This window comes from Kamptonema formosum PCC 10802 (genome assembly GCF_000332335.1).
GTDB lineage: Bacteria > Cyanobacteriota > Cyanobacteriia > Cyanobacteriales > Oscillatoriaceae > Oscillatoria.
This window is the reverse complement of record NZ_KB235948.1, coordinates 304,241-326,932: the sequence shown is the minus strand read 5'-3', so window position 1 is coordinate 326,932 and position 22,692 is coordinate 304,241. Positions and strand designations below refer to the sequence as shown.

General features: G+C 55.2%; 18 protein-coding genes. 5 read left to right on the top strand and 13 right to left on the bottom strand.

The features are described from left to right. Positions 1–409 precede the first annotated feature (409 nt). Positions 410–550: a hypothetical protein gene (locus tag OSC10802_RS53940; protein WP_232731597.1), complete on the top strand. Its 141-nt coding sequence runs from the start codon at positions 410–412 to the stop codon at positions 548–550. A gap of 243 nt (positions 551–793) precedes the next feature. Here OSC10802_RS53940 and OSC10802_RS0101480 read toward each other — a convergent pair whose 3' ends face one another. The 7 genes from OSC10802_RS0101480 to OSC10802_RS48555 form a co-directional block, all read right to left on the bottom strand. After that, on the bottom strand, positions 794–1,090 hold the full coding sequence (locus tag OSC10802_RS0101480) for a hypothetical protein (protein WP_017715014.1): 297 nt from the start codon (positions 1,088–1,090) through the stop codon (positions 794–796). Positions 1,091–1,097: 7 nt separating this feature from the next. After that, on the bottom strand, positions 1,098–1,688 hold the full coding sequence (locus tag OSC10802_RS0101475; protein WP_232731596.1) for a phycobilisome rod-core linker polypeptide: 591 nt from the start codon (positions 1,686–1,688) through the stop codon (positions 1,098–1,100). 214 nt (positions 1,689–1,902) lie between these two features. After that, positions 1,903–2,415 (bottom strand): bilin-binding protein, encoded by a 513-nt coding sequence (locus tag OSC10802_RS0101470; protein ID WP_017715012.1) that lies wholly within the window; start codon positions 2,413–2,415, stop codon positions 1,903–1,905. 315 nt (positions 2,416–2,730) lie between these two features. Beyond that, entirely contained in the window at positions 2,731–3,435 is a 705-nt protein-coding gene (locus OSC10802_RS0101465) for a GvpL/GvpF family gas vesicle protein (RefSeq protein WP_017715011.1), read from the bottom strand. Between the two features lie 27 nt (positions 3,436–3,462). After that, positions 3,463–5,025: a hypothetical protein gene (locus tag OSC10802_RS0101460; protein WP_017715010.1), complete on the bottom strand. Its 1,563-nt coding sequence runs from the start codon at positions 5,023–5,025 to the stop codon at positions 3,463–3,465. A gap of 430 nt (positions 5,026–5,455) precedes the next feature. Then, a complete protein-coding gene (locus OSC10802_RS0101450; protein WP_232731595.1) occupies positions 5,456–7,345 on the bottom strand; it encodes a serine/threonine-protein kinase in 1,890 nt (629 codons plus the stop codon). Between the two features lie 241 nt (positions 7,346–7,586). After that, positions 7,587–7,778: a hypothetical protein gene (locus OSC10802_RS48555; protein ID WP_155967285.1), complete on the bottom strand. Its 192-nt coding sequence runs from the start codon at positions 7,776–7,778 to the stop codon at positions 7,587–7,589. Positions 7,779–7,836: 58 nt separating this feature from the next. Here OSC10802_RS48555 and OSC10802_RS0101445 point away from each other — a divergent pair, with 58 nt between their 5' ends. Both OSC10802_RS0101445 and OSC10802_RS0101440 read left to right on the top strand, forming a co-directional pair. Further along, positions 7,837–8,319 carry a 2Fe-2S iron-sulfur cluster-binding protein gene (locus tag OSC10802_RS0101445; RefSeq protein WP_017715006.1) on the top strand — a complete coding sequence of 161 codons (483 nt, stop codon included), beginning with the start codon at positions 7,837–7,839 and terminating at the stop codon, positions 8,317–8,319. Positions 8,320–8,530: 211 nt separating this feature from the next. Next, entirely contained in the window at positions 8,531–8,998 is a 468-nt protein-coding gene (locus OSC10802_RS0101440) for a bilin-binding protein (protein WP_017715005.1), read from the top strand. A 173-nt stretch (positions 8,999–9,171) separates the two neighbouring features. On the opposite strand, the gene OSC10802_RS0101435 is transcribed toward OSC10802_RS0101440, so the two are convergent. The 4 genes from OSC10802_RS0101435 to OSC10802_RS0101415 form a co-directional block, all read right to left on the bottom strand. Then, positions 9,172–9,828, bottom strand: coding sequence for a V4R domain-containing protein (locus tag OSC10802_RS0101435; protein ID WP_017715004.1), 657 nt, complete (start codon positions 9,826–9,828; stop codon positions 9,172–9,174). A gap of 126 nt (positions 9,829–9,954) precedes the next feature. Continuing rightward, the gene (locus OSC10802_RS0101430; RefSeq protein ID WP_017715003.1) at positions 9,955–10,422 is read right to left on the bottom strand and encodes a bilin-binding protein; all 468 of its coding nucleotides are present in this window, start codon (positions 10,420–10,422) and stop codon (positions 9,955–9,957) included. Between the two features lie 260 nt (positions 10,423–10,682). Continuing rightward, positions 10,683–10,958 carry a hypothetical protein gene (locus tag OSC10802_RS0101420; protein ID WP_017715001.1) on the bottom strand — a complete coding sequence of 92 codons (276 nt, stop codon included), beginning with the start codon at positions 10,956–10,958 and terminating at the stop codon, positions 10,683–10,685. Then, a complete protein-coding gene (locus tag OSC10802_RS0101415; RefSeq protein ID WP_017715000.1) occupies positions 10,955–11,686 on the bottom strand; it encodes a V4R domain-containing protein in 732 nt (243 codons plus the stop codon). Before OSC10802_RS0101415 ends, OSC10802_RS0101420 begins: the two co-directional genes overlap by 4 nt. Before the next feature lie 495 nt (positions 11,687–12,181). Between OSC10802_RS0101415 and OSC10802_RS0101410 the strand changes: the two genes are divergently transcribed. After that, positions 12,182–14,107 carry a caspase family protein gene (locus OSC10802_RS0101410; protein ID WP_017714999.1) on the top strand — a complete coding sequence of 642 codons (1,926 nt, stop codon included), beginning with the start codon at positions 12,182–12,184 and terminating at the stop codon, positions 14,105–14,107. Between the two features lie 236 nt (positions 14,108–14,343). On the opposite strand, the gene OSC10802_RS0101405 is transcribed toward OSC10802_RS0101410, so the two are convergent. Both OSC10802_RS0101405 and OSC10802_RS0101395 read right to left on the bottom strand, forming a co-directional pair. Beyond that, positions 14,344–16,911 carry a GAF domain-containing protein gene (locus tag OSC10802_RS0101405; RefSeq protein ID WP_017714998.1) on the bottom strand — a complete coding sequence of 856 codons (2,568 nt, stop codon included), beginning with the start codon at positions 16,909–16,911 and terminating at the stop codon, positions 14,344–14,346. A 754-nt stretch (positions 16,912–17,665) separates the two neighbouring features. After that, positions 17,666–20,764 carry a GAF domain-containing protein gene (locus OSC10802_RS0101395; RefSeq protein ID WP_017714997.1) on the bottom strand — a complete coding sequence of 1,033 codons (3,099 nt, stop codon included), beginning with the start codon at positions 20,762–20,764 and terminating at the stop codon, positions 17,666–17,668. 902 nt (positions 20,765–21,666) lie between these two features. Here OSC10802_RS0101395 and OSC10802_RS0101385 point away from each other — a divergent pair. Continuing rightward, positions 21,667–22,437 (top strand): hypothetical protein, encoded by a 771-nt coding sequence (locus OSC10802_RS0101385; protein ID WP_017714995.1) that lies wholly within the window; start codon positions 21,667–21,669, stop codon positions 22,435–22,437. Positions 22,438–22,692 lie beyond the last annotated feature (255 nt).

The following is a 22,692-nucleotide window of genomic DNA, read 5'->3' as shown; positions in this document are numbered from 1 at the left end:
GCCCAACTACAAACACTGGGGCTAAAGCCCAACTACAAACACTGGGGCTAAAGCCCAACTACAAACACTGGGGCTAAAGCCCAACTACAAACACTGGGGCTAAAGCCCAACTACAAACACTGGGGCTAAAGCCCAACTACAAACACTGGGGCTAAAGCCCAACTACTTACCTTGGGGCTAAGGCCCAACTACTTACCTTGGGGCTAAGGCCCAACTACAAACTTTGGGGGACTCCCCGACACCGCGCCACCGCGCCACCGCGCCACCCGCCACCCACCTCTCTTTTAATCCGTTTCTATAATAATTATATAGTTCCTGGCTCACTTTCGCCAGTTCTGCGATAACCCTTATACGCTAAGCCTTGCAGAAGCTCTATGTGCCGGTGACTCTTACCCGTAATGAGAAGTAATTGAACGTAACTGAAAGAGTGTTGCATTTTTGCGCCGGTGCGCCTTGGATTCCCTCAACTGTATTGTACACCATCCTCAGTGTAGCAATTTTGACAGGTGTCAGTATAATTCCGCAGGACTTCCCCCACCGGTGGGGCTAAAGCCCAACTACGAACTTTTGGGCTAAAGCCCAACTACAAACTTTTGGGCTAAAGCCCAACTACGAACTTTTGGGCTAAAGCCCAACTACGAACTTTTGGGCTAAAGCCCAACTACAAACGTTGGGGCTAAAGCCCAACTACAAACGTTGGGGCTAAAGCCCAACTACAAACCATCTTGTTGCTCTTTGGCGGATGTGTTGCGGGTGCCGGTCTTTTATCTTTTACCATACGGGGGCAGTTTTGTCAAGTGATTGAAAGCCGGCTGTCACGGGTGACGGTGGCACCCTCGGCGCGAGGTGCCAGGGTAAGACGTGCCGGTGGGCGCTCCACTGGCAGCCGCCCGAAGAGCGGGGCTGTGCTTGGGAGGAGATAAGCTGTTAGGCTAATAATGCTGCATGTGGTAGAAAGGAGGCAGCAGCCCTCCAGAGCGCCCGGTTTCTGCTTGCGGCACTGGGGGCTGAGAAACCGGGTTTCTGAATAAATCTCTCGGGTGAGATGCAAAAATTTTTCCAGAAACCCGGTTTCTGGTTTAACCGGCACGCCTTTCTCAATAAGAGCGCGTGCGCCTAGAAGAATAGCCGGCAGGGCGACAAACTCCCCCGGTGCAGTCCAGATGCAGCTCGTGCCAGTAGAGAGTCGGAATCCCCCAACCCCGATCTCCCGCATGTTCTTTGCTGAGGAATCTCGTCTCCAAATAATCGCTGGGCGACTCATAGCGCCGCTGACGCCAGTAGGGAACCGTAAAGCAACCAAACGCCTTGCGGTACTCTTCTGAGTCGATTAACTCTGACACAAACGCCCCCACGCCCTGACGCACCAGTCGCTCGTCGCAAGCGCGAATTTCCACTTCATCGTGGGGTGCCCGCCCCAGAAAGTGTTTGAAGCTGTTCTCAATAAACTTGACGTTGGAACTCTGCTCGTAGAAAGTCCGCAGGTAAAGCTGGGAGACTGCTAGATTTTTCAAAAAGTGCCGGATGCCAATTTTCCCTTTGAGAAAGGCTTTCTCTAAATCCCCCAGCTGCAGGCGCTCAAAATCGTAGGGCTGACGCTCTAGCACCTGGCAATAGATTTGTCGGAGAATGAAAGCTCTCTCCTCTGAAGAAGCGTCATGATTAGTCGTTACGGGTTCGTATAGCATAATGTTACCTTCTAAAGGCTGCTGAGCCGTGACTTGGGCTAAAGCCCAACTACTTTCCTTGGGGCTAAAGCCCAACTACTTTCCTTGGGGCTAAAGCCCAACTACTTTCCTTGGGGCTAAAGCCCAACTACTTTCCTTGGGGCTAAAGCCCAACTACAAACCTGCCTGAGAGCGATAAAAACGGGACTAAGCATCTAAAATCCGCAAATTGATTTCAGTATGCCCCTCCCATTTTCTGGACGGGGGCCATCAATTTAGGAGGCAAGTCTAGGGTCTGCAAAATAATGTCTGTGTAGGGTTCTAGCAGCTGATTAGCAGCAGCTGGCAGTTGCTCATTCAGCGTTTCCTGTAGGCAGCGGTAGGCGACTAGACACGCCTCGTGCTGGCGATAAGCCGCCAGTATGTTGGCCTGCCAATACACCAGGTTTTCTTTAAAAAACGCCGGATCGTCTCGCAGCAATGAAAGCGCCATATAGCGCAGCGCTGCAGTCATATCGTACTGGCACCGGCTCCCATGCTTGCGCATCACCTCTGGCTGAAGGGAAATAAATTTTTTCAGGCTCTCCTGGATCAGTTTATCTGACCGCTCTCGCAGAAGTCCATAGGTCTGTAACCGAGTAGAGAACGTTTTCAGGTATCGGTACACCGGCTGAAGTTCTGCCGGCGTTAGATAGCGCCCTTCGCTCTGGTTCGCCAGGTCTTCCAGCAAAGAATTGATACTGCGCATTTTAGTTCTTTTTTAGAAACCCCACTCACAGTGTCCTCTACCAGCGGCAATCCCGCAAGCGATTGATGCAATTTTTAATATACAAATCTTAACTTTTCTCAATTTTTATTAAACTTGGGCATTGGGGATTGGGCATTGGGAATTGGGCATTGGGAATTGGGTATTGGGGATTGGGCATTACTGAAAATCTTCCCCATGCGCCATGCCCCATGCCCCATGCCCTATGCCCCATGCTCTATGCCCCATGCGCCATGCTCTATGCCCCATGCGCCATGCTCTATGCCCCATGCGCCATGCTCTATGCGCCATGCCCCTCTAACCGGCAGCGTCTCCCACAAAATGATAAGGAGGCACCGGCTCGCCCAGCTGCAGCTCCCAGTGGGTGCACACTTGCTGCCAAGCTTGCACCAGATCCTTGAGCTTGGCTTCTCCCTCGCGAGCGCCTAACAGATAAATACGCTCTGTGGAATCGACCGCAAGACCGGCAGCCGCATGACTGTAAACTTGAGCGATTAACCTTTGCACCTCTTGCCACTGAGCCGCTTGCTGGCTTTGAAAATCTTGCTGGGTTTGATAGCGCTGCTTCTTGGCTAAAAAATACTGCTTCCCCCTCGCCTCCGAAGGCACCTCAGACACCGGCGGCGACAGGGGTATAAATTTTAACATATATTCAGCTTTGCCGGCAAACACCTCCAGCTTTTGCAAGTATTCCTCCTGGCGAGCCAGCAGATGCGCCAGCACACCCCCCACAGAGACAAAACAAGTGCCAAAGCGCAGCGGCAAAACAGCAGTTTGCCGAAAAACCTCACGAATAACCCTGTCGTGGGAGACAACCGCCAGCATCAGCTGCCGGTCGTCATGATTAATTTCATCCAAACACAGCCCAAGCTCCACCAGCGCCGCCAGACTGTCGCGACGAACCAGCTCCACTTTGCCAGCGATGCCAGCCGGCAACTCTAAGGGAGTTGCCGGTATCTTCAGAAAGGCGTAGGTGTAAACAGTTACTTCCTCATTAGTCATGGGTGATTGGCCGTGAGCCGTTGCCGCTCAACAGATAAACTGCAAGTCCAGACTGAGTTGAAGCTGTGCCTTGCGCCACTCTCCCGCCGGTGCTGTGCACTTAACAGAAATGCCATCCGCCAGCACCCCCGCAAAAGCAGCCGTTTCTCGCAGCTGTTTCCGATAGCTAGCCAGCAGGTTCTCCACTCTCGCCGGCTCTCGCAAATGCCGGCAGGCATGGGATTGAATGATAGCCGAAGCCGGCAGCAGATAGGGGCTAGATGGCAGGACCTGACCGGCAGCGATATCCAAATCCCAGTTTAAATCCCCAGCCCGCACCTTGAGAGTCCCCAGCAGCCGCACCGTGCCGGTTTCCCAGCTGCGTTCTGGCTGGAGGACGCTCGCTTTGACGCTGCCGGTGAGCTGCATTACCTCATAGGAACTGCCGATCATTTGCCACAGCAGTCTGTGCGCCAAAGAGTCCAGCCGCTCGGATGAGGCAGTTGCCTCTTGGCGCACCTCAGCGAAGTCCCAGACTGCTCTGACCAAACTGGGAATCAGATCCGCTGGCGGTATACTGGCCAACACTCCCCCGCTCTGCGGCGACCGAGTTTTCTTGCTCCCACCCCCGCTTGGGGGCGACACCTCCAACTGCATGAGCGAGACAGCGCCGGTCAAGTATTCCCTGATCGCACTGTGGAGATACTGTTCTTGCAGCGCCGGCGACACCAGCCTCACCCCAGTCTCACCGGCGGGGGAGATTTCCCCGCCGGCGCGCGCAGGGGCAGCCGCCAAGGGCCCACCTGACGTCCCTGCAGGCGTGCCGGTGACAGCGCCAGCCACTGCTGTAAATTGAAAATCAAATTTCAGCTCGATGGAGCCCGACTGCCAGCTTTTGCCCGGTTCCAGCAGCTCCACACTCGCCCCATCCAGCAAGCTTTTCAGCTCAGGGCTAGCGGCGAGTATCTGCTGCCGCACTCGCTGCGCCAACTCTTCTAGCGCGCCCTTCCAGATGTTACCCCCATCCAGCTCAATCCTCTCACACACTGCAGCGCTAAACCTCGCGTCTTTTGAGGCAACCGGCTCCTGAGTGGCCAGGTCAACCGCCCAGCTCCTGCCGGCAGCCTGCGCTGTCAGAATCGCCACCAGTCGCAACCCGCCCGCCTCCCACCGGCTCTCCCGCAACCCTCTGGCTCTCACCCCCTCCAGCAGTCGCATCACCTCCAGAGAACTTCTGGCCATGTACCACAGGAGTCGGGGAATCAAATCCTCAACCAGAATGTACTGGGGAGTGGGGCGCTTTTCCTTTTCTGCCTTTTTTTCTTTTTCCTCCTCTTGCAGGGCTTCGATAGCGTCGTAAGCTTCTTCTGTCACATAGGGAGCCAGAGTCTCTGGAGTTTGAGGCCGGTGTGATGGCCACCCACCGGCAGGCGAGCGCAACTTAGCCACAATTTCCGCCAGCCGGCTCATCGCCCCCACCGCTCGTTCCGAAACCGCTCGCCCGCTTGAAAGCCGGTTTGCAATTGCCGGGAAGCTCAGTTTGAGTACCGTCTTGCTGACTGTAGCGCCACCACGGCGATCCGATTCCACAACCGGCGCTGCTTTTGCCATCTGATTTCAAATTTGCTCAGTTCCTGATAGTTAATCTAATATCATGTCCGGTTTACTCACCGCAATTCGGCGTGTGGCGGGCCAAAACAAAGAAAATATTTCCGCCGGTGGCCACTGGGAGCTGGCAGAGAGGCGACATGCCCTTGCCTCTAATTTTTTTTATTTAATTTGCACTACATATCTCTATTAGAATGCTTGCATTGTCCTTCTATAAGTAACGTTGGAGGCTCTCTATCCTTCGGTTAAAAAAGCAAGTTAAAAGCCTAACATCTTACAGCTCAGGGGTGAAAACTTTCTTCTTCTTTCTTAACGTTCCTTCACGGGGGCGGTTCATTATTAAATTTTCTTCTCTGTTTCTGGTTGCTTCAAAGCTGGGAGCGCCAGAAACCCAGGTTCTCCCGGTTTCTGGCTTCTTTTAGAAGTGCTTAGCTCAAGCCCGAGGGTGCGAATCTGTTGCCCCTTTATCTATAGATAAGAAATATAGAGAGTCTCGCTTACCGGCACGAGTGGCTATCGCCAGACCATTCCCGCCCCAGCCGGCAATCGCCACGGGTGCCGGTGGGCCTTTGAGAGTGCCCGCCCGACGCCCGAGGTCATCGAGAAACACAATTTTGCCACTGTCGGAAGCCAGAACGCAGCCGCCCGGAATCACAGCCCAGCAAACCGGCACAATATCCAAGGGAATGCGCGTTACAAGCAGCGGGCGCAGCTGAATGCGCAAAGCTGCAGCCCCCCGGGCGGAAAAATTTGAGCCATCTTCGATGCCAAACAGAGTGAAAGGCTCGCCTGCCGGCACCAGATAGCGACCGCAAAAGTCGCTCCTAAAGGCCACCGGCACGGACAGCTCTCCCGCCCGGGTGCCCCGGCGGGTGTAAATCCTAAACCGGGTGAGAGGTTTGGCGGCGTCTTGCCAAACGGCCAGCAGGTGCCGCCGGTCGAGAAAGATTAATTCTGGCGGAGTGTCCTCGGAGAGGGGAATGGTGCGCACCGGCAGCCGGGGCGCGCCACCCAGCAGCGCCGGCAGGGAATATATCCCCAGAGAGCCGGCGCTTGCCACTGCTAGCCACCTGCTTTCTGAGTCTGCAGCCATCTGGCAAGGGAAGTCAGATGCCTTATCCCCCAGCTGCAAAAGGCTGGATCGCGCTGTCTCACCGGCACCCAGCCAGTAAATTTGGCCGCCGGCAGAAGCCAAACAGCCTTGGGGCAAGGGCAGCAGCCCCTCAGCCCTGGCAGGCAGCGCCGCACTGACTGGGGGCTGGCCGGATGAGCGCCACACCCGCACTTTCGCCCCCAACGCTGCGTAAAGGGTATTACCACATCCTTGTAAAAATGTCAAGGGTGCCGGCAAAACTTTTTTGGTGGCTCCGGGGAGGGCGCGGACGGGGGCAGCGCCCTGACCGGGGGCGGGTTTGGCGGCGTTTTGCAGGGGGATTCTCCGATTGCTAACCGCGCGCACCTCGGGGTCATCGATAGCCTGCTGCAGGGCGGTGGCCATGTCAGCGGCGCTGGCAAACCGGCGAGCGGGCAGTTTTTCTAGGGATTTTTGCACAATCGCCCGCAGGGGGTGGGGGATGGCGTCAGGCAGTTGCAGGCGCTGATTCATGTGGGCCCACATGAGTTTGCCGGGGACGCCGGTAAAGGGACGCTCGCCGGTGAGCATTTCCCAGAGGATAATCCCAACAGCATAGAGGTCGGATGAGGCCGAATAAAGGCCATAAAAGCGCTCGGGAGCCATGTAAGCGGGCGAGCCGACAGTGGCGTCTGCGCTGGGTTCTGACTGCGCCCTCGTCTTGCCGGCGGGCGGGGTGAGTCGCAGGGCTACGCCAAAGTCAGACAGTCTCGGCGTCCAGCCAGCGGGGTGCAAAGTCAGGAGGATATTTTCTGGCTTGATATCGCAGTGGACAATGCCCTGCCGGTGAGCTTCGTCCAAACCGGCTAGAATTCCCAGAATCAGCTGCAACCCCTCGCAGAGGCGCAAAGAACTGTCCTGTTCCAGCAGGTTGCGCAGGGTTCCGCCATCACAGTAGTCCATCACCAAGTACCGCCCCGTGGCGGTGTGTTCCAAGGCGGAGCCGGTGACGATATTGGGATGCTGCAAAGTCATCAGCGACAGGAGCTCGCGCAAAAATTTGTGGGTGGGCGAGCGCTCGTGGCTGAGTTCTTTGAGGGCCACCAGCTCGCCGGTGTGGCGGTTGCTGGCAAAAAAAACGCGGCCAAACTGTCCTTGGCCAATGAGCCCTATAATGCGGTACTTGGATTGCCCGATCATTGTTTGACGCGCCGGCGAGTCCGGAGAGTGGGAGAGGTTGGCTTTGGCCACAGGTACGGCATAGAAGGGACAAACGCGGCTCCCACAGCGAGGGTGCAGCCGGGCGCTGTACAGACAAGGGCGCGCGCGCTCTATATGGCGATCGCTGTGTTGCTCAGAAGAACCCCATCCCCCAACCCCCCCACTCGGTACGGGGGAGGGGGAGCTTGAAAGAATTTCACCCCGTCACGCCTTCGCCCCCTCTCCCGAGAGCTTCCTTTGGCTGATAAGAAACTTACGATTCTAACTTATTTTAGCGGTCTTGTTGGCACAAGGTGACTGTGTGGGAGCTGTGCCATGCGAATTTTACCTTCTGCCCGGGGTGAGCTGCGCCCCTGCCGGGAGAGAGCCGGGACAGCCCCGACGCCTGTCCCTGCGGTGCCGGTGGTGGGAATTGGCTGCCGGTGAGGGGGGTCGGGAACCCGATCGCTACAAGCTGTGCCATCCTAGGTGTAGGAGCAACAGCCCAGTCCAGTTTCCCTGACGATAACGCCCAAACAAAGATGGTCAAAATTCTCAGATTAGATCCTCTGGCCTTCGAGGCAGCAGTTAAAACCAATACCAATATCCTGTCGGCGCTGCTAGAAAATGAGCTCGATGTCCTCAAAGAATGCGGCGGTCGGGGAATGTGCGCCACTTGCCACGTGTACATCAAACAGGGGATGCAAGGTCTTTCTGGGTTGAACCGGCGGGAGCAGCGGACACTAGAGGTGATTACCACCGCCAAACCCAATTCTCGCCTGGCCTGTCAGGCGCGGGTTATGGATGAGGGGGTGGTTGTGGAGCTGCCTACCGGGATGTACCTGAATGCGATTAAAGATATTAACACTTTGATTGGTCGCCGCGCTGATCAGGACTTGCTGCACCCGATCACCGGCCAGGTGATAGTGGAAGCTGGGAAATTGATCACTCGTTCTATTATTACCCAGCTGGAAGAAACCCGCTTCCAGGTCGGGCAGTACCTGGCAAAAACCACGGACGCTTAATCTGTTTTAACCGCCATAGACCTGTTAGCAAAGCGGCTCGCGATAGCGAGCTAGCGGCTTCCCGCAGGGCAGACGCAGACGACGCCAAGGGGAGAGAGGATGCCCGGATGCATGGATGCGCGGATGCATGGATCCCCGGATGCATGGATTTTGGATTGAATCTAGAATCTAAAAGTGTATTAGCAATCGGTCGCGCACGAGAGTGGAATTTATGTTGAGCCAACTAGCAAAACTGAGTCTGGCGGCTGACGGGCGCTATGCCACCGCTACAGAAGTCCAGTTTCTCAGAGATTACTTCAAGTCTTTTAATTTGCGCTTGAGTGCCTATCAAAAAATTCAGGCGGCGGAACAAGAAATTATTCGCCAAGCGCAAGCAAACGTCCAGTCGATCGACGCCAGTTTATTGAGCAATGGCTCCGAGGACGCTACCTCAAAATGGAGGCTTGACACGCTGCGGGTTTTGCGGCATACAGCAGCTGCTCTGTTAATTAATGATGCTGAGCGGCTGCAGAACCGCTTTATCCTGTGGTTCAAGACTGTCCTGCGTGCGCTGGATGTGGAGCGCAGCGCCGACATCACCCATCAAGTGATGCTGGATGTTGTGCGGCAGTACCTGACGCCGGAAGAGGCGGCCCTATTTTCTCCCCTTTGGGAACTCAACCGGCTGGAGAAAGAGTAGATTTTAGACGCTCAATGCTGCCAATTTCTTTCTCCTTCTCCTTGACTGCCGGTGAATTTTTTTAAAGTTTGTAGTGAGGCGAACGCCTCTCTTGCTCCTGAGGGCTAATTAGCCGGCACAAATATAAGAAACCGGGGAACTCCTGCGAAACCCGGTTTCTCCCTCGATCGCGGTCAGGCGCACAGTTGGGCCATAATCTTCTGGTGTTCCTGGCCTTCTGTCACCCAGGCTTCTGCGGGTTTGAGGCGTTCGGGCAAACCGAGAACAAATCGGTTGCAGTCCGCCCCGAGAGACTCGCAGGTGGTTTGCAAGCAGTGGATGTCCCGACCGGTGAGCTGGCTAAAGAAAGAGCTTAATATGCCGGCTTCCAGAAAACACACGGGGCGGTTCCACTGCGGGGCTTTTTCCGCAAAAGGGGAGTGGCCAATTCTCACCTCTAGAAATCCTTGCTGGTAGTAGGTTTGGTCGAATTCAAAAGTCCCCCAGCCCAGGGTTTTCCAGCACTCTTGCAAGCACTGGATAAATTCTACCATTTCCATTTCAGCGACAGGCTTGCTGTAGTATTCGCTGACTTCCTCACAAAAACGGACGTAGAAGTTTTTGCCCCACCACCGGCCACAGTTGAACAGTACCAGGCGGGCTGCGGTGCCGGTTTCTTGTTCCAGACCGGCATAAATCGCTTCAAATAAGGTTGCCGGCAGAGCCAGGAACCGGTCCCCCCGACGATTTTCCAGCAAACCCAGCTCTAAATCGCCCCGAATATAGGCACCGGGGGCAAAGTAATTTCCGGGGAGGCGCTGGCTATCCAGTAAATCAGCAATCGCAATCATATGAGCTGTCACTTGTTAGTTCGGGTGCGTTTCTAACCCACCGTAGTGCTGTTAGTTGTGTGAGGATTTTCTTAACGCACCCTACTGTGGGGTGCGTCTGAAATGGAGACACGCGATGCAGGCGCTCTACACGCGAGTTGACAGCAGTGCTGTCTGAGTTTGGGTTAAAAACGGCTGCAACAGCGCCAGCGCCTGAGGGGACAGCACTGACTTCAGGCGCTCCTGCAGCAGCTGGTAAAGCTGAGCCTCAATTTCTGCTGTTTGGTAAGTTTCCACCAAGCCTTTCAGCCAGTTCAGCAGGCGTTGCTGCAAAAATTCTCGGTCATTGAGGAGCATAGCCATAGCGCAGTATCGCAATACCAGCAGCCAGTGCTTCAAGGAGCGCTCCAGGATTTCCTGACTCACCTCTGGAAAGGCTTTTACTAGCTGGTCGGCGATGGGTTGGAAAATGGCTACTTCCTGATCTCGCAGGGACTCATAGACTTTCAGGCTTTGAGCTATGGAAATAGCGTAATGCTTCAAAGCCTCCATTTCCTCCGGCTTCAAGTAGCGGTTTTCCGCCTCATCCATTAGAGCTTCTATTTTGGGATGCATCACTAATCACTCATCTTCTCAGTTTGGCAGGGGCCTTTAAGCTAAATTTTGGCAGCCATCTGCAGGATGGCTCATCTGTTAGAGGTCATTTCTAAAGCAATAGTGTTGCCAGAAGAAACCGGGTTTCCTGTGGTGGGGAAGGGAGAGGAAACCCGGTTTCTGGCCCCCACTCAGGCTTAACAATTACTTTACAAACACGCTCTCAGCGCCACAGACCTTTCACCGGCTCCCTCTGGTCTGCTGGGACGTTTCCAAGGGATTTAAAACAGGTCGGCCAGGTCGGCCAGAGTGGTTTCTCGAGCTTCCTCCGGCATGCGAACCTGCTCGGGTGTCGCTGACTTTGGCTTGGAGCCCACTGCCGGCTTGCCCTCCCAAGGCAGAGCCCGGAAAAACTCTGCCACCAGCACGGTGAGCGGCAGGGGCTGGCCAGATTCTGGCTGCCAGTCCAGCAGCGCCAGCGATTCGCCGCTCCAGTTGCAGCTGTTAAAAAACTCTTCTACCGAAAGTTGCAGCCAGGACATCTCACCTGTCTTCATTTCAGCCGCTCTCCATCCTGCAACCGTTTCTGAATGTCGCGAGCTGTCGCCCCTTCGTTGACCCAGAAGGCGGCGGCGTCAATGCGATCTTTGTTGCCCAGCAGAAATTTGCAGTAGGTTTCTCCCATCGAATAGCACTGAATTTCGATGCAGTTGAGGGATTTTTTCACCAGAGAGCTGAAGAAGCCGGAAAACAAGCCGGCATACAGGAAACAGACGGGTTTGCCCACATCGCCCAGGGTGCGAGCCACCGCTGAGTCAAACAGGTTGATGAAAATAAACCCCTGCTTGCGGTCGCTCATGTCCACTTCCCACCGGCCCCATCCCTGAGCCGTAAATGGCCACCACCAGGTTTCCAGCAAGAACATTAAATTGGAATTGTAGATATCCCGGTCGAATTCTTTCTCAAACCACTCGCGGAAAACGACGGCATCCTTGGTCCCCCACTGGCAGCCGATGCTGTACATAATGACGCTGGAAGCGTTGCCTACTTCTTCTTCCAAGCCTTCTTGCAGGCCGATAATGAAGTCTTCACTCGTAAAAATATTGCGGCTGTCGTTCCAGTCCAGGATGGTGCCGGTTTCGGGCTGCATCTGGAAAAAGTCCTGAAACCTGTAGTGGTTGTGCTTTTTGGGGTGCTTCTGTTTCTGAGAGTGCTTTTGGTCAAATGTCTGGGTTGCAGATGGGGCAGGCGTGATAGCGGACTCCCTGTTAGTGACGATGGCCATGTACTGGGTCCTTTCTGGAGTAATTTGATGCGATGACTTGCGGACAGAGGTTGCTAGTCAATTGTAGTGCCCAACCCCCCGATCGATGAAAGGGGAAAACCACCGAACCCGGGGAAGAGGCGGGAGTGCCGGTGGGGTGATCGCTCGCGCTCTGGCGATTGCAAGAGACTGTTGGCGAATCTTCCCTCGTTCCCAGGGGGAGCCTGGGAACGGCAGAAGTGTGAGCCGGCGTGCGCGTGGGGCGTGCGCCCGGTTTACAAGGGAAGTGTGCGCCTTTTGGGCTACGCTGAACTTACAAACTTTTGGGCTACGCTGAACTTACAAACTTTTGGGCTACGCTGAACTTACAAACTGTAGGGCTGAAGCCCAACTACAAACTGTAGGGCTACGCTGAACTTACAAACTTACAGACTTTTGGGCTGCGCTGAACTACAAACGGAGACAGAAATGTGCTATCGTGTGGGACACGGTATGTACGCGGGATTTTAGGCAGCTGTGGTGAAAAAGCAAGCTTGCATCGCAATAGGCATTAACCACTATCAGTTCTTCCAGCCCTTGAGCTACGCCCAGCAGGACGCGGAGGCCCTCTTGGATTTCCTGGTCGGTGAAGCCCACTTGCCAGCAGACCGGTGCGTGCTGCTCACCGACACCTCGCCACCGGCACTCGGACACTCAACCAGTCCAACTCGCGAAAATATTCAGCTATGGCTCAACCGGCTCTGTCGCGAGGTTGTGGAGCCCGGTGACACCCTCTGGTTCTTTTTTAGCGGCTACGGAGCCAGCTGGAATGGCCAAGACTACTTGATGCCGGCATTCGGCAACCCCGCCGACATCCCAGGCACCGGCTACCCCGTGCGAGAACTCTTCGCCGCTCTCAACGCAGCGCAGGCTCAAACGGCAAAAAAAATAAACATACTGCTGCTGCTCGATATGAACCGCGCCAGCAGCACCCGAGCGGGTGACGCCACCGGCACGGAAACCGCACAGCTGGCCAAACAGCACGACATTCCCACCATCCTCTCCAGCCGTCCGGGCCAATTTTCCCGCGAAAGCGCCGCCACTGGCCACGGTCTGTTTGCGGCGGCTCTCCTGGAAGCGCTTCGCTACACCGGCTGCACCACCCTGGAAAGTCTGGAGCGCTATCTCAACCACCGCTTGCCAGAATTGAGCGAACACTGCCGGCTGCCGGTGCAAGAACCCCTAACTGTGGTCAGCAATCCCGAAAAAATCCAGATGCTGATTTGGCCCCAGGAATCAGCTTTTTGGGGCAACGGCGCGGCAATTTGGCGGCACGCCAGCCGGTTTGGGCCGGTGCGGCAACCTGCCGGCACGGCACACACTAACGGCGCAGTCACCGTTTCCCCCCACTACCCCCCCCTCTCCCCTCCAGACCCCAAAAAAACGGCGGAGATTATATCACAATTCAGAGAAAATGTCATAAGGACGAGCGAAATCACCGGCACACCGGCAGCGGCAGCGGCGGGAGAGGGGGCAAAAATCCCCTCAAGCTCCCAGAGGGAGCCCCGGAACGAGGGGAATCGGGGCTCCCAGAAATCCTCTGGGAGCAGTGGGCCACTGCTGTGGGGCTCTGCGGTGGCGCTGGCGTTTCTGCTGGGGATTGCTGTGGGCAAGACCTCCTTTGTCAGCCAGGAGTCATCCGAGACGAGCGCACCGGCACCGCCAAAGGACTCAACACCGGCAGCTTCCGAGCCGGCTGAACAGACGCCCCGCAAAACAGTCGAGACGCCTGTCCGCAGCGAGCCCCCGGTGGGCCAGGTGGTGAGGGCAGCGCCACAGGCCGCACCCGTGGGGGTGCCGGCCAGTGATGTCACTCTCGACAAGGCAACCCAGGCGATTCAAAAGGCCCAAGCGTCCCAGTTCAGTTACGCCATTGCCATCGCCCGCAAAGTTCCGCCGCAAGACCCGCTCTACAGCCAAGCTCAGGAGAATATCGACCGCTGGGGTCAGGTGATTTTGGATATCGCCCGGGCGCGAGCGAAACAGGAAAGATTCGACATGGCAATCTCCGCAGCTAAGCTGGTTCCCCGAGAACGTCCAGCGCTGGATGCCGAGGCGAAACAGCTCATCGAGCAGTGGCAGGGGCAATCCCAGCAGCAGCAAGCCCATCAGAACCTGTTGAGAGGCGCGGCCCGTTTCATCCGCAGGGGACAGGCGTCTTCTTACCGCCGCGCTATCAACACCGTCCGCCCCATCAAAGCCGGTCAGCCGAAATATGCCGAGGCTCAAAAGCTGATCGCCCAGTGGAGCCAAGCCATATTTGAGATTGCCCGCAGCCGCGCCGCACGCGGCAGGTTGAGCAGCGCTATTGAGGCGGCCAGTCTGGTGCCCTCGGATGCGCCGGCATACGCTCAGGCCCAAAGGTCGCTGGCGCAGTGGAAGCAGCAGCTGGCTCGCCGGTAAGTGGCCAGCCAGGTGCGTATGGGCATGGGGCATGGGGCATGGGGCATTGGGTATGGGGCATTGGGCATGGGGGATTGGCGGAAGGATTTACGCATTTAATTTGCATTATTAATCTCGACCCACTCGCTCTCAGGATATGCCTTTAAAAGGCGATATGGAGGCTATGCGTCATTTCCCAAAAAGCCGATTAAAAGCATAACCCCTAACCCTAACCCCTAACCCCTAATCCCTAATCCCTAACCCCCAACCCCGGCGTTTGCCTTAATGGGAATCTCAATCCAGAACTCGGTGCCGCACCCCGGTTGGGAAATGCACTGGAAATGGCCGCCGTGCTTTTCCACCACAATCTGAGAGCTGATGGCCAGCCCCAAGCCGGTGTTTTTCGCCGCCGGCAGTGGGGTAAAGTCTGGGGAAAAGTGCCGGCGGCGCACCTCCTCCGGAATGCCCGGGCCGGTGTCGGCGATGGCGATCCGAACGGTTTGGGCCCTCGCCACCTGCGATGAAGCGCTGGATATGAGGGATTTTTCGTCTTCCCCATGCGCCACGCCATGAGCCCCACGCCCCATTTCAGTGCGGATGGTAATTTGGCTGGGAGCGGCTTTAATCTGTGCCGGCTTTCGGTGCTTGTCCCAGTCTTCTAGAGCGTTAATGGCATTGGCGAGAAGGTTGATAAACACTTGGTTGAGCTGGCCGGCATAGCACTCCACAAGCGGCAAGTCGCCATAGTCTTTGATCACTTGAATGCCGGGACGGTCTGGTTTGGGTTTGAGCCGGTTGCTCAAGATCAGCAGGGTGCTGTCTAGCCCGTCGTGAATGTTCACCGGCTTCATCTCCGCTTCGTCCAGGCGGGCGAAGTTCCGCAACGCTTGCACCAGATCGCAGATGCGCTCAGCCCCCACTTTCATAGAGTTAAGCAGTTTGGGCAAATCTTCGATAACAAATTCCAGATCCATCGCCTCACTCTCCTGCCTGATTTCCGGCACCGCCTGGGGGTAGTGCTTCATGTACAGATTCAGGAGGTCGATCAAGTCTCGGGTATAATTATCTGCGTGAGTCAGGTTGCCGTAGATGAAGTTGACGGGATTGTTGATTTCGTGGGCCACACCGGCAACCAGCTGGCCGAGAGAGGACATTTTTTCTGCCTGAACCAGCTGGGTTTGGGTGCGCTGGAGTTCTTGCAGGGCGAGTTCTAGCTGAGTCGCCTTTTCTCGCTCGCGCGCTTCCGACTCCCGCAAAGCCGCATTTAATTTTGCCAGTTCCTCGGCTTGGCGCAGCACAATACTAATAATGGCCTTCCGCAGTTCCAGCGCCGCCTCAATTTCGCACTGTTTCCAGGGTAACGATTGGCCTCTAACGGTTTCTTTCCACAGCTCAAACGACCGGCGCGGCGACAGCCGCCCCCTGCCCTCAGTGTCCCTCTCAAAGGGCTGGTGCGGATTTCCCGCCCAGCTGACGGTGCGGACTGCTTCTGGGCGAAACCACACCACACACAAATTCTCCTGACTCTTGGATATGGAAATGGCCAGCAGCCCACTGGCAACGTCTTGAAACGCCTCGGCGTGTCTGTAGAGTTTTGGCAGAGAATCGGTGTAAAATACTTCTCTGTCTAGCTGCCGGTTTAACCATTCAATTAAGGCTTTGAGATGCTCTCCCTGAGGGGTCTCACCAATGGCGGTACAGGTCCCCCTCAAACAGACGGCGGCTCCGCGAGCGCCCACCAAATCCAGCAAACTCGGATGAGACTTAAACACGCCCTCAATAAAGTCTCCTTCCTCGGAGACGCACTCAATGAGTTGGGCTTGAATGGATTTTATAGCCAGGCGATAGTCATAGTCTTCATTCTCTTCTTTGGCTGACAGTTCTAGAGACATCACTTGACCGAGGAATTCGCACGCTTTGCGCACCTCGTAAGACACATGCTTGGGTGACTGGTGGTGGCACGCAATCAGTCCCCACAGTGTCTGGCCTTTCATTAAAGAGACAGACATGGAAGCGCTAACGCCCATATTTTTCAGGTACTCTAGATGACAGGGCGAGACACTTCTGAGAATACTGTGGCTGAGGTCGAGCGGTTCTTTGGTGACTGGATTGCAGCTGGGGGCAATTTCAACAGGTTGATAATTGACATCGGCGATTAATCTCAGCCAATTTGAACAGTAGAGCTGTCTGGCTTGTCTGGGGATATCTGAGGCGGGGTAGTGCAAGCCGAAGAAAGAAGGCAGGTGTTCTTGTTTGTCTTCAGCGATGACCGCCCCATTCGCTTCCCGGTCGAATTGATAAATCATCACCCTGTCAAACCCAGTAATTTGTCGCACTTCCCTGACAATGATTTGACACAGGTTATGCAGGCTGGAGGCGCTTTGCAGCTTAGAGGCAGATGCCCTAACTAAGTGATAAAAACTTAAAAAGTCCCCAGACGGATGGGAACTGACCGGCTCTAGCTCCAGAATCAAGCCCCCACTGTTCCGGTGAAGTGCCCCCTCAAATCTAGCAGTCTTATAAGGGAGAATTAGGTACAGGCTGAGTGGGTTTATCTCCTGCAAATGTTGTTTCTGTAAACACATCTTAATGTCATCCACCTGATATCTGCCAAGGATAAAATCAAGAGGCTTTTCAATCAATTTATGGCCCGATATTCCTAATAACTCTCGCGCATTGTTGCTGACTTGTAAAATCGTTAATTCTGGTTCTTTCAGCACAAAGAGTGCGCCGTGGCTCTGAATGCACCCCGGCCTGTGAATAGGTTCCTTTTCCCAATCGGTAAACTCAAATTTCGGAAATTTTACATTTATGCTGCCGTTCATATTTTTTGTTTCTCCTTGCAGAAATCAGCCGCAGTTAGGGGATAGGGGTTCGGGGTTCGGGGTTCGGGGTTCGGGGGGCGGAGTTCGGGGGGCGGGATCGGCGGTTAGGAGTTAAATATACCACCTAACACTTAAAACCTAAAACCTGGGATCTATCTAAGGATAGGGGTTAGGGGATAGAGGGGATAGAGGGGATAGAGGGGATAGAGGGGATACAGGGGATACAGGGGATACAGGGGATACAGGGGATACAGGGGATACAGGGGATACAGGGGATACAGGGGTGAGGGGGTTGGAACTCCAACCTAACACATAACACCTAACACCTAACACCTGTGGCGATTTCGCTTGCCCGCAGCTCCCCCAGACCTTGCCTGAAACGCCTCAGTTCGCGCCACACCCGCTCTGAACCGCTGACATAAATCGAAAGTTATTGAGCCGGTTTGTTCCCAAAAACTAACCTGTGGCTCTGATGGCGGCTGAAAGGCCCTTGAATTCTAAACACCGGCGGTTTTGGCAGACTATTCGCCGCTGGCAAACTTCCCGCAACTGTGACGGCGCTCCGCGAGGGCGTCCTGTTGGGGCGACCCTTTCCCTTTCCCTGACTTGACTGTACTTGATGAGTGCGATTTCATTATCACCTATAAAGGCGCGGCAGTCAATAGGAGTATAAAAAATTTATTAAAACTTTTTATGCCGTGACATTGGGCGAGGGGTGCGCTGCAGCGCCACGGGCTTGTCCCCAGTCCCTGTGTCAGGCGTTGGGCCCGATGGGAATCTCGATCGAGAACTCGGTGCCGCAACCGGGTTGAGAAAGGCAGTGCAGTGCGCCGCCGTGCTTTTCCACGACAATTTGGTAACTGATGGACAGCCCCAAGCCGGTGCCTTTCCCCACCGGCTTGGTGGTGAAGAAGGGCTCAAAGATGCGCTTTCGCACCGCCTCTGCAATCCCGGGTCCGCTGTCGGCAATCCGAATCACGGCGGTTTGGCCCCCCGACAGCTGCGAGCTATCTTGTGGCCGGCGCTCAGTGCCCGATGCCCCGCGCCCCATTTCAGTGCGAATGGTAATTTTACTGGGCTGGGCTTTCATCTGTGCCGGTGAGCTGCGGACCGCATCTTCTATGGCGTCAATGGCATTGCTGAGAATGTTCATAAACACCTGATTTAGCTGTGCGGGGTAGCACTCCACCAGGGGAAGCTGACCGTATTCTCTGACCACCTCGATACCGGCAGTGTCCGGCTTAGCTTTGAGCCGGTGCTGCAAAATCAGCAGGGTGCTGTCGATGCCTTGGTGGATATCCACCTGCTTCTTCTCTGCTTCATCCAGTCTTGAGAAATTGCGCAGGGAGAGCACCAGCTGGCGGATGCGGTCGGAGCCCACCTTCATTGAAGACAGGATTTTGGGCAAGTCTGAGGTGAGGAACTCTAGCTCAATCTCCTCCAGGCGTTCTTGAATCGCCTGCGAAGGCGGGCACTCCTCCTGGTAAAGGCGCACGAGGGAGAGCAAATCTCGGGTGTAATCATCAACGTAGCCGAGGTTGCCATAAATAAAATTCACCGGGTTATTAATCTCGTGCGCCACACCGGCAACCAGCTGCCCCAGACTGGCCATTTTTTCGCTCTGAATCAGCTGGGTTTGGGTTTGCTGCAAATCCCGGACAGTCTGGGCGAGTTTTTCCGCTTGCCGGCGCGTTTGGGCCAGCAATTCGGCTTGCTGCAGGGCGACTCCCAGCTGCACCCCAATCTGGGCGAGCAATTCCACCTCATACTTTTCCCAGTGGCGGGGCTGTGAATTTTGATACGCCGCCAGCAAACCCCAAAGTGTTTCTCCCTGCAGGATGGGGACGATCGCATACGCTCTAGCCTGAAATCGCTCCAGCAGCTGAAGGTGACAGTCCGCATGCCCCGCCGCGTAAATATCGTCAACCGCCAGGGTTTCGCCGCGCGAGTACCGCCCCCCCTGGGTTTCTTGCAAGTAGGTATCTTCGATGGGAATTCCCAGCAGTGGAGCCCACCCACTGGCAAAAGATTCCGCCACAAACTCGCCACTCCAATCTGGCTTGAAGCGATAAACTCCCACCCGATCTGCCTGCAGGAGCAGCCGGACTTCTTGAGTGGTTGTCAAGAAAATGGTGTCAGTATCGAGGGAGCGGCGAATCTTGTCTACCGTTGCTGCTAGCGCTCTCTCCAGCTGAGCCGCCCTTTCCAGTTGCGCCGATTGCGCTTTAACCTGCTCCAGGCACTCAGCTTGCTGCAGCGCCACTCCCAGCTGCTCCCCTATCTCCGCTAGCCATTCCACTTCATATTCTTCCCAGTGACGCGGCCCAGAGTTTTGATAAGCCGCCAGCAACCCCCAAAGTTTTTCTCCCTGCCAAATCGGGGCGACTGCATACGCTTTCGCCTGAAATTGCTCTAAGATATGAATGTGACAGTCGGCAGGCTCGCCCGAGGAAATATCGTCAGCCGCAAAGCTTTCACCTCGGGAATACCGCCCCCCTTTGGTTTGTTGCAAGTGGGTGTCTTGAATCACCGGCGCGACTCCCACGAGTGGCTTCCACCCACTGGCAAAAGACTCCGCCACAAATTCACCGCTCCAATCTGGGTGGAAGCGATACACCGCCACTCGATCGGCACTGAGCAGCCGCCGCACTTCTTGAGTTGCTGTCTGGAAAATGGTATTGATGTCGAGGGACCGGCGAATTTTGTCTACAATTACAGACAGAGTTTTCTGCCGTTGAGTCACCCGCTGCAGTTGCTCGGATTGCGCCCGAAGTTGCTCCAGGTATTCCGCGTGCTGCAGCGCCACTCCCAAATGCTCGGCAATCTGGGTGACGAACTCAATCTCGGACGCCTCCCAGTGACGGGAACGGGTGCACTGGTGAGCGCACAGCAACCCCCACAGCCGGTCGCCGGTGCGCAGCGGCGCAACTAAGTTGGCGCGAATTTGAAATCGATCTAGAATTTCCAGGTAGCAGTCTCTCAAACCTGCCGTGTGGGTGTTATCGATAGCTGCAACCCGACCCTGCTGGTAGTATGTGGCGTAGCGCTCTCCAAAACAGCGATCTCGCACCCTGACTTTTAAGGCTGGCACTATGCCTGGAATTGCGTCTTCCTCGACGATTTCCCCTTCCCAGTCCGCTTCGGGATAGAAGCGAAATACGGCCACCCGGTCGGCTTGCAAGAGCTGGCGCACTTCGGTCACTGTGGCTTTGAAGATGGTATCGAGATCGAGCGATTCCCGAATCCGGGCGATGACTCCCGACAGGGCTCTGTACTGTTCTGTTTGAGGCTGCAGGGCGGGGCTTGTGCCGGTTGAAGCGGCTTCGCGAGCTACACCAATTACGCCGGTGACTGTTCCGGAAGCATCTTTGACTGGCGTGTAGACACTCTCGTAAATTTTGCCGCCAGAAGGCAGTGGGATGTCTTGTGTTGCCAGAATTCTTTCGCCGGTTTCCAAGACGCGGCGCACCGGCACTTCTATGGCGGGCGACTTCACACCAAACAGGTCCCGATTGGTTTTCCCCACGACTGTCTCGGGCGTCAGCATAAGCTGCGCCGCCCCCGCTGGATTAATCCAGACGTAGCGCAACTGCCGGTCGTACACCACCAATATGTCGCCAGTGTTTTCTAGCAGTTGCTGCAATTGAGCCACGCTGGGCGCTGCCGGTGAGGCGGGCTCAGGGGCTGCCGGGATTTGGGGATGAGGGGATGAGGAACTGAGATTCGCCTTTTGCCCCAATCCCAACCCCAATCCCGCTTGTCCTCCACCCACCGCCAGTATTGTTCTTAGGAGCTCGATTGCTGCCTCTTCTGGCGGGGAATCCCGCAACTGTTCTAGGTTCTGAAAATCCATAAGCCCTGCCTAGTGAGAAGTTTTTCTTATAAACCCTTGACTGACAGAAATGCTTTTCTGACAGATTTAGATGGCAAGATGATTGAACAGGTAATCTGTGTGGCTGCCCGGAGGGCGCTCGCGCTAGATCCAGTATAGCTGCCGTTTCCCAGAAGCCTGCTGTTATTTATTTTTTTTATTTCTTAAGAAAATTATCAGGCGGTGGAGTCCCTTGTCAGTCCGGTTGCGTGGGGGCTAGAAGAAGGGAATTGAATCAGAATCAGGGCAAGCCCTACAGCTCAAGAGCCTGCCGGTGAGCGCCCTATTTAAGCTTAAAATTTTGCCCCCTATCATAATTTTGATCTAAAACTAAAAAAATTAATCTTATTTTTACATTATCGCCAAGATATAGCGCGTCTAAATCATTTGTGTGCATTTCAGAACCCCGGTTTCTAAAAGAAACCGGGGTTTTTGGCCCCCGTTGCGCAAACCATTGAGAACTGCTATATCAAGGTGCGGAAGGTTCCCGCCGGCTGTAGGACTGAGTTTAAGCCCGCTATATAGCGTTTTGCAACTGAATGGAGTAAAATTGTAGGTCAGCCTTTGCCGTGCCTTGGGAAGGAAGGGGTTGAGAGGGTGTGCTACAGCCATCTGAAAACCGCTATAGCGGTGTCGGGGGCACTGGAGGAAAGCCGGTGAAACTTGAGCCCGACTGGTCGCCATCCAGAACGGGCGTTGCGGCGGCGCAGAGTGTCAGTGATTCCCACTTACAATTATGGGTGCAGGAAATCAACTCCTTTTGTGATGGTGAGCTCCCAGCTTGTAGGGCATCGCTGTTGGTAAGAATTAGCAGGGTTTTGGGAGAGGGCAGGGGCGAAACGGTCACAGAGGGCTAAAATTATCTTAAATACATCGCAGAACAAATGCATTCAAAGGTAAACCGCAGGCAGCCAGTCTCCTTAAACCAACCCAGCCAAACAGCTTTGACTGTTGCGCCGGCATTGGAAACAGAATTAGCCAGCCTCATGGCAGCAAAAGAGGACACACAGAATGAAGCGACCAGCGCAGTGCCCTTGAGCTATGCCGCCACGCCGGCGGAGGTGGGGGAGTTGGGGCGCGACCTAAAGCACAGCGGTGTTGGGCAACCCAGTGAATTCCCGTCTCTGAACGGACGCAAAGAACAAGCTGTCCCCACAGACGCTGCCTTAACCGCGCTGCAAGAGGATGTAGTTAAATTGGAGCAGTCAGTAGCACAGCTAAAACAGCAGAAGCAGCAGGCTCTCAAGCAGCGGGTGAGCGAGGGGATGCAATATCTGGGGGCGCAGGCGGATCGCATCAATGCCCTAGCGGATCAGTTAGAGGCAGAAATCCTGAAATTTCAGGAAATGGCAGAGCAGGTCAACCGAGATTTATGTCACCGAGAAACCGCAGAAAGCCAATTAATTTCCGGCTCTGAATCGCAGCAGTATACAGGGAAACCGGCTCCCCTGTGCGAAGTGAGCGATTGCGCTGTTCCCGCTGTGGTGAGAAACGGGTTTAAGTTTGTGCTGGCGGCGAGAAAGGTGGAAAAGTTTGGTGTTACAGAAGAGGATGCCGCACAGCGGGCGGCAAAAGCCCAGCAGCGCCGAGAAGCCTTGGAGCGCTGGTTGGAAAGCCGGCGTCAGCGGATTGTTGACGGCTTTTCGGGTTTGTGATACAATTAGGAATCTTCTCCGGTTCGCTAAGAGATCCTTTATAAACAAAAAGTGAAGCCACAAGAAACCGGGTTTTGCCGAAGTTCCCCGGTGTCTGGCTCTCATTCAGGCTTAGCAATTATATAGCAGCAGTCATATTGGTTAGAACAATAGAAGCTTCGGGAGCGGGGGAGCAAGGGAGGGCGAAATGTATGTTTCCTAAATGCTTACTGCTATATAGACGTAGGGCAGGCGTCCCGCCCCCCCTGAAGGTCT